This is a genomic window from Bradyrhizobium sp. Kon37, assembly GCF_055807535.1.
Window position 1 is genome coordinate 1 of the sequence record NZ_JBVVOY010000056.1, and the last position, 6,930, is coordinate 6,930.

The following is a 6,930-nucleotide window of genomic DNA, read 5'->3' on the forward strand; positions in this document are numbered from 1 at the left end:
GGTGTAGTAGAACGCCCTCAGCAGCGTCCCGCGGCTCTGAAACTCCTTCAGCAGGCGCTTGTAATCGATGTCGAAGCCCAGAGTTTTTGCCGTCGCGTAGAGATTAGCTCCATCGATGAAGAGCGCGACCTTATCGGTAGATGAGCAGGACATCTGGAGGCTTTCGGTGAGGCAGTCCGGGTTAAAAGCATCTCGGAACTTCACGACGCAAATTTCGGTCGCATTCTATATGGATAGTTACCGGAGATCGTCGGATAGCCTCAAACGTTTTAAGCTTCAACTAATATCCGTTGCCCCAAAGTTTTCCCGTCAGATTTGTAATGTATCCTGTCCATTTCCAAGTGCGTATTTGAAAGTTTCCCGCGATGAACGCTGGCGATTTTGCTCCTTTTGATCTGTCGATACATAAGCGCGGTCGTGCCTGGCGATGGTCTGTCATTGACCGGTCCGGCAAGAGCAGCGGAAACGGCGCATCTGATCACTACACTTTTCGCCCGAGGTCTCTCAGGAGCGAGTGGAGAAAATCACTCGCATGGTCGTACCGCGCGCCGCCGCTCGCGATTTCAAGGGCCCGCGGCTCCACTACACTACCGACGGTTTCTGGACCGAGTAGATCAGCTTTTTCGGACCATTGCTGCAGGAGGCGATCAGGAATGTATTCTGCAGATCCGAACACCCTCAAAAGGCACTCCTCGGCTTCGGCTTTGTGATCGTGATGAGCCTTCGTCGCGTAGAAAGCGAGTAGTCCACGAAAAGCATCACGGGAAACGGCTGGTTTTGCCATTGCAATGTCCCCGCAGAATTGAATTCTCAACGAAGAGGCCACCTAAAGGCGGCCTCAGAAGTTCATTAGTTGATGTAAACAACACGTACTGAAACGCCTGCCGCAGCGTTGCCGTAGCTTCAGGCCCCGGGTGTAAATAGATGCGAGATGAACGTGCAGCTCCGGTGACAGGAGCATGCCAAGATGACTCGCTTCTGCCAACAAGAATCTGGCGACTGCCGGGATAATCCGGCAATCCCAAATATATGTCAGTTTAATTGACATACGCCGCAAGCCGTTCGGCAAGCGAAGTATCAAATGATCCATCACGCTACGTGCTCAATTCGGCAATTAGGTCTTGCAAAGGGAAGGGCCCCTGAGGGCCGCTAGTTTGGTGGTTCCTCGCACGGCATTGCCAATTCCGCTTGTGACCGATTCTGTTGAAAAAGGCCCGAAGTAGTCCGCTGTAATGGTACGAGTTGCGATGCGGACGAAGGGCTCACCAGTTCTTATGCGAGCCTTGGGGTTGGCATTGGGATCAGCTTGGCCATTTTGCGGAGGTTCTGGGCGGTGGCTGCGAGGGTGAACTGGGGTCATGGCCGAGCGCGGTGACGTAGAACTGGCGTTCTGCTGGTCACATGTGCGCCGGCGCTTCTACGAACTCGCCGCGGCCGGTCCCGCACCGATCGCCAGCGAGGCGCTCGAACGTATCGCCGGGCTCTACTTCATCGAAGCCCAGATCCGCGGACGCAGTTCTAGCCGCCAGGAGGCGGTTGCATCGCTGGTCGCACGACCGCCGCCGGCTCAGGTTCTGCGCATCGCGTAGCGTAGCGTCAAAGTTGCGTAAAAATGCGTCAGGGCCAGCGCTTCAAAGCGCGGCTCAACGAAAGGCCCAGCGGCCAAATCCATTGCAGCCGACTTTTGCAACAAAATCGGCCCAAAGCCGACTCGATCGAAGCAGCCAGCGAAGTCGGCTCTTTCACCTGGACCCCGCAAAGCAACGTTGGCTGCGCAAAGCGAATCGGCACGATTATGCGATGACGTTGTCGCGTGCGCTTCGCGCAAATGAATGAGCGCAAAGGCCCGGTTCGATGGGGTTCTCGCCGGGCCTTCGGCTCCGCTTCGTTGTGCGCCGGTTCGGGATCGAGAACCGTCGTAAACGAGACGCCGGCAACCAATACAACCTCAGCCTGAGTCGGGCGGCGAAATTGAGGCGCACCCCGCGCCGCGATGCAAGGCGATCCGCGACAGTCGGCGGAGCGTCACCCGGCAGGTAATCACTGCTACATCGTTCAGGTGCCTTCGGGCCATTCAATCGGGGGGCACTCCAATCCGCGGCGGTCAATCTCGCGGCGCAGTTCCTCTGCACGTACTTTCGCCGGCTCACCCATCAAACGAATGCCAGACCTCGCATCGGCGCGCACTTGATCGCGGATGCTTTCGTACATGTGCATGATGTATTCGTCTGAAAGATTCGCGAACGTCATCTGCGCCAACATCCTCGCAAAAACGGGTGGGCCGCCAGCGGTGGGGCGTCGCTGGCGGCCCGCGCCGGACAATTGAAATCGTGGTCTTTGGGATCGGCTTGGGGTAAGATCAGCCCTGTCCGGCGCAATAAGCGTTAGCGGCAAGCGCGTCCGGTCGCAAGCCGACGTTCGGATTAACCTCACTTCTCAAGGTTAAGGCGACCGCGTCACGCGCAACGTGACCTCGAGCAGCGTGGGTCCGAGTTCTCGCGGATTACGGTCCCAATCGTAGTAGCCATTGCTACGACATCATAGCTCTGATCGACCCGGACCGGATCGCGGCGCTTGTGCTGCGTGAGCGGCATGTTGGCAACATAGCACAATCTAACTTGCGCACCGCTGCGTCGCGGTCCAGACTCGCGCCGACTGCCGCCGTCTGATCAACGGCAATCACCTGCGCCGAGAGCGCGGCGCGCCGGCGCGGGGTGCTACGTTCGCGCGGGTGGCGACCGCCATGGTCCTCAGCCAAGGCGACGGCACACCCGCTGCGCTATTGCTGCGAAGCATTTTCCGTACGACGCCGACGTTACAAAAGGCCTGGCGCGCCCGGGCTCAATTTTCAAGGCGGCAAGCGGGCCGGCAATCACGACGCAATCCGGTTGGGCCGCAGAGCTGGTGACAACGGGCGTTCTCGGCTCGCTGCAGATCATCGCGCCGGTGTCGGTCTACAGCCAGCTATCGCAACTGCCGGCCAAAATCCGCGTCGACCTCTCCGGCCGCGCCGCGGTCAAAGTGCCGAGCCGAGCGCCGGCACCAGCCCCGCACCGCCATTAATCGGTGAAGGCCAGCCGATCCCGATCCGCCAACTCGGGCTGAGCAATGTAGTACCTGACTTCCGAGCAGGAAATTCGCTCGCCCGGTCTGTGATGGCCCGCGGCGCTTCCGAGCTAATTATGATTAGGAAAATGGCTGCAGCGCCGATTCCACGTGTGACCTTCATTGTTACCCGCGGCAGCTTCTAGTTTGTTTCGGACAGCTGGCCTGATCGGGCCCCCTCGTGCAGATAAACACTAGCGTGCTCGCGCGAGGGGCGATGTGGACTGTTGCTCCATTGTCGCATCGTTGTCGGAGTCGCCATCTAAGTGGCCTAAAACGCGGCCCTCATCCGCCGCTTGACGGCGCCTCGTGCAACAGGTCGGCAAGCCCACATCTGCTGTCACGAGGGTGATTGATAAATGTCCATTATCGCTTCGATCGGTGAGGCAATTGCAAACTGGAGTGCCTGGAATAAAATGCGGCCACAGCAGTTGAGTACGCTCTCTTGAAGCACGAGCGCGGTGCTATCTCTTTCTAGAATCCTTTCTTCAGGCCCGACTTCAGCTTCCGACTCCAGTCGATGCGTCGCGGTCGCTTCTTGCGCGGCCTCGCCATGATCGGCTGACGCTCCTTGGAACCATCGTCGAACGTCTTCACGAGAAAACGCTCTCTCCCCTCTTCAATGACTTCTATTCCGACCTGCTTCTTTGCCATTCCCGCAAACGTGAGAGAGGGAACGCAGTTCCACCTGAACCTCTCCGCTTAACTAAGTGCTGGCATTGAGGGTTGGATGCGACGACGATATCGGCCTTGTTGGCCTCGCGGATGATGCGTTCGACGTCGTCGCCGATGCCGACCGGTACGGTCGAATTGGTCACCACGACGTTGAACCGGACAGCGACTGCGCGATGTCTTCCGCGGCCGCATAGACATAGCACAAATCGGCGTGGCCATCGCCGCGGCGCGAGTGCGTGCCGACTACGATCAACACGGCATCGGCATCGCCGACCGGCTTGGACAGATCGGTGATGAACTTCAGCGCTCGGCCTTGGCGTGGTCGCCACGAGCTCGTCGACCCCAGGCTCGTAGATAGCAATCTTGCCGGGATGAAGAGCCGCGACTTTATTGTCGCCCTTGTCGACGCAGATGACGTCGCGACCGAAATCCACAAAGCAGGCCTCCGACACCAGTCCCACATAGCTCGTGCCGGTTATAGCAATCTAGGAAAACCTCTACCGCTGAAGACGGATGTTTCATTGAACTCCCTAGACTTTCCCTCCATCCGTCCGCACGCCCAACATTGGGCCAGGTTGCTTCGCGAACCGAATAAACCTTGGACGCCCGGCGTGACAGGCGTCGCGAACAACACCAGCGGACAACACCACGAATCACTCAACATGCATTTGTTACATTCTACGTATGCGACAGGTACGCCGCGTATGCGCGCTTCATGCCATCGTGAAGCGATGTCGTGGCACGCCAGCCCAGTTTTGCGAGGCGGCTGACGTCGAGCAGCTTGCGCGGCGTGCCGTCGGGGCGCGAGGTGTCGAAATTGATCTGGCCGCTGTAGCCGACGATACCGGCGACGACGCGAGCGAACTCGGCGATGGCAATGTCTTCGCCAGTGCCGATGTTGATAAGCTCGGCGCTCGAATAGGTCTTCATCAGGTGCACGCAGGCATCCGCCATGTCGTCGACATAAAGGAACTCGCGCCGTGGCGTGCCCGTGCCCCAGACCACGACGCTCTTCGCGCCCGTAACCTTGGCCTCGTGAAAGCGCCGGATCAGCGCCGCGACCACGTGGCTCATTTCGGGGTGATAATTGTCGCCGGGGCCGTAAAGATTGGTCGGCATCACGCTGATGAAGTCGCTGCCATACTGGCTGCGATAGGCCTCGGCCATCTTGATCCCGGCGATCTTGGCGATCGCATAGGGCTCGTTGGTGGGTTCCAGCGGACCGGTGAGCACGGAATCCTCGCGCAAAGGCTGCGCCGCCAATTTCGGGTAGATGCAGGACGAGCCCAAAAACATCAGCTTGTCGGCGCCGTTCTGATGCGCGGCCTGGATCACGTTGGCCGCGATCGCGATGTTGTCGTAAATGAATTCGGCGCGCAGCGTGTTGTTGGCGGCGATGCCGCCTACCTTTGCCGCGGCGAGGAAGATCACTTGCGGCCGCGTCTTCGCGAACCAGTCGAACACCGCGGCCTGGTTGCGCAAATCGACCTCGCGCCGGTCCACGGTGATGAGTTTGACGTTCTCCCGCTCGAGCCGGCGCGCAAGCGCGCTGCCGACCATGCCGCGATGGCCGGCGACGTAGACGCTCTTGCCTGTCAGCTCAAACGCTACGTTTGCCACTCGCCGCATCCCGCTTTGCGTCCGCCAGATCGCTCGCCATCATCTCCGCGACGAGTTCTGTAAAGCTCCGCTTCGGCTTCCAGCCGAGCACCTCGCGTGCCTTGCTGGCATCGCCGACGAGGAGATCGACCTCGGTAGGGCGGAAATAGCTCGGATCGATCTTCACCACCGTCTTGCCGGTCTTGGTGTCGACGCCGGTCTCGTCGACGCCCTCGCCGCGCCATTCTATGCGGCGGCCGACCTGCAAGAACGACAGCTCGACCATCTCACGCACCGAGTGCATCTCGCCGGTGGCGAGCACGAAATCGTCGGGTTTGTCGGCCTGCAGGATTTTGTGCATGCCCTCGACATAGTCGCGCGCATGGCCCCAGTCGCGCTTGGCCGAGAGATTGCCGAGATAGAGCGTCTGTTCGAGGCCGACCTCGATGCGGGCGACAGCGCGCGTGATCTTCCGGGTGACGAAGGTCTCGCCGCGGACCGGGCTCTCGTGATTGAACAGGATGCCGTTACTCGCGAACATGCCATAGGCCTCGCGATAGTTCACCGTGATCCAGTAGCCGTAGAGTTTTGCGACGCCGTAGGGCGAGCGCGGATAGAACGGCGTGGTCTCCTTCTGCGGGGTCTCCTGGACGAGGCCATAGAGTTCGGAGGTCGAGGCCTGGTAGAACCGCGTCTCCTTTTCCATGCCGAGGATGCGGATCGCTTCCAGCAGGCGCAGCACGCCGATGCCGTCGGCGTTGGCGGTGTATTCCGGGCTCTCGAAGCTGACGGCGACGTGGCTCTGGGCGGCGAGATTGTAGATCTCGGTCGGCCGGATCTGCTGCACGAGGCGGATCAGATTGGTCGAATCGGTCATGTCGCCATGGTGCATCTGAAACGGCACGTTACCGACATGCGGGTCCTGGTAAAGATGATCGACCCGCGCGGTGTTGAACGAGGACGAACGCCGTTTGATGCCGTGCACGAGATAGCCGAGCGACAGCAGATATTCGGCGAGATAGGCGCCGTCCTGACCGGTCACACCGGTGATGAGAGCGATCCGCTCGCGCATGGTCTGAAGCCTCAAGTCCGGTCAAGATGTTCCGTCGCACATGTCACCGGCGGCGCAGCCACTCCTGCGCAGCCGACGCACAGCCGGTCCTTCTTGGACAAATCGGCCCTCCGGGTCAACCCGGGCAGGCACGCTCGAGTTCAGGAACGCTGATAGTCGTCTTCAATCCGGATGATGTCGTCTTCCCCGAGATAGCTTCCCGTCTGGACCTCGATCAGCTCCAGCATGATTTTACCGGGGTTCTCCATCCGGTGCACTGCGCCCATCGGGATATAGATGGACTCGTTCTCGTGCACGCTTTTGACGGTCTCGTTGACGGTGACGCGGGCGGTGCCGCGGACCACGATCCAGTGCTCGGCACGATGATGGTGCTTCTGCAGCGACAGACGCCCGCCCGGCTTGACCACGATGCGCTTGACCTGGTGGCGCTCGCCATTGTCGACCGACTGGTAGCTGCCCCAGGGCCGATGCACCTTGAG

General features: G+C 60.0%; 8 protein-coding genes and 2 pseudogenes. 2 read left to right on the top strand and 8 right to left on the bottom strand.

The features are described 5' to 3' along the window. A partial coding sequence (locus AC0L3J_RS36770) for an NYN domain-containing protein (protein WP_473350345.1) occupies positions 1 to 153 on the bottom strand: 153 nt, incomplete at its 3' end. 328 nt (positions 154 to 481) lie between these two features. Then, on the bottom strand, positions 482 to 784 hold the full coding sequence (locus tag AC0L3J_RS36775) for a hypothetical protein (RefSeq protein WP_473350342.1): 303 nt from the start codon (positions 782 to 784) through the stop codon (positions 482 to 484). A gap of 574 nt (positions 785 to 1,358) precedes the next feature. On the opposite strand from AC0L3J_RS36775, the pseudogene AC0L3J_RS36780 reads away from it, so the two are divergent. Then, a pseudogene (locus tag AC0L3J_RS36780) lies at positions 1,359 to 1,559 on the top strand (IS66 family transposase); the annotation flags it as partial. Positions 1,560 to 2,055: 496 nt separating this feature from the next. Here the strand turns inward: AC0L3J_RS36780 and AC0L3J_RS36785 are convergent. After that, the gene (locus AC0L3J_RS36785; RefSeq protein ID WP_035969388.1) at positions 2,056 to 2,250 is read right to left on the bottom strand and encodes a hypothetical protein; all 195 of its coding nucleotides are present in this window, start codon (positions 2,248 to 2,250) and stop codon (positions 2,056 to 2,058) included. A gap of 654 nt (positions 2,251 to 2,904) precedes the next feature. Here AC0L3J_RS36785 and AC0L3J_RS36790 point away from each other — a divergent pair. Next, positions 2,905 to 3,063, top strand: coding sequence for a hypothetical protein (locus tag AC0L3J_RS36790; protein ID WP_156948756.1), 159 nt, complete (start codon positions 2,905 to 2,907; stop codon positions 3,061 to 3,063). Between the two features lie 516 nt (positions 3,064 to 3,579). Here the strand turns inward: AC0L3J_RS36790 and AC0L3J_RS36795 are convergent. The 5 genes and pseudogenes from AC0L3J_RS36795 to AC0L3J_RS36815 form a co-directional block, all read right to left on the bottom strand. After that, the gene (locus tag AC0L3J_RS36795) at positions 3,580 to 3,759 is read right to left on the bottom strand and encodes a hypothetical protein (protein ID WP_027516309.1); all 180 of its coding nucleotides are present in this window, start codon (positions 3,757 to 3,759) and stop codon (positions 3,580 to 3,582) included. A gap of 65 nt (positions 3,760 to 3,824) precedes the next feature. Beyond that, positions 3,825 to 4,265: pseudogene (locus AC0L3J_RS36800) on the bottom strand (UDP-glucose 6-dehydrogenase); the annotation flags it as partial. Positions 4,266 to 4,458: 193 nt separating this feature from the next. Then, positions 4,459 to 5,409, bottom strand: a complete 951-nt coding sequence (fcl, locus tag AC0L3J_RS36805) for a GDP-L-fucose synthase (protein ID WP_473350343.1) — start codon at positions 5,407 to 5,409, stop codon at positions 4,459 to 4,461. After that, on the bottom strand, positions 5,381 to 6,451 hold the full coding sequence (gene gmd, locus AC0L3J_RS36810) for a GDP-mannose 4,6-dehydratase (RefSeq protein ID WP_473350344.1): 1,071 nt from the start codon (positions 6,449 to 6,451) through the stop codon (positions 5,381 to 5,383). The genes fcl and gmd overlap by 29 nt, the downstream gene beginning before the upstream one ends. Positions 6,452 to 6,591: 140 nt before the next feature. After that, a partial coding sequence (locus AC0L3J_RS36815; RefSeq protein WP_473349737.1) for a cupin domain-containing protein occupies positions 6,592 to 6,930 on the bottom strand: 339 nt, incomplete at its 5' end.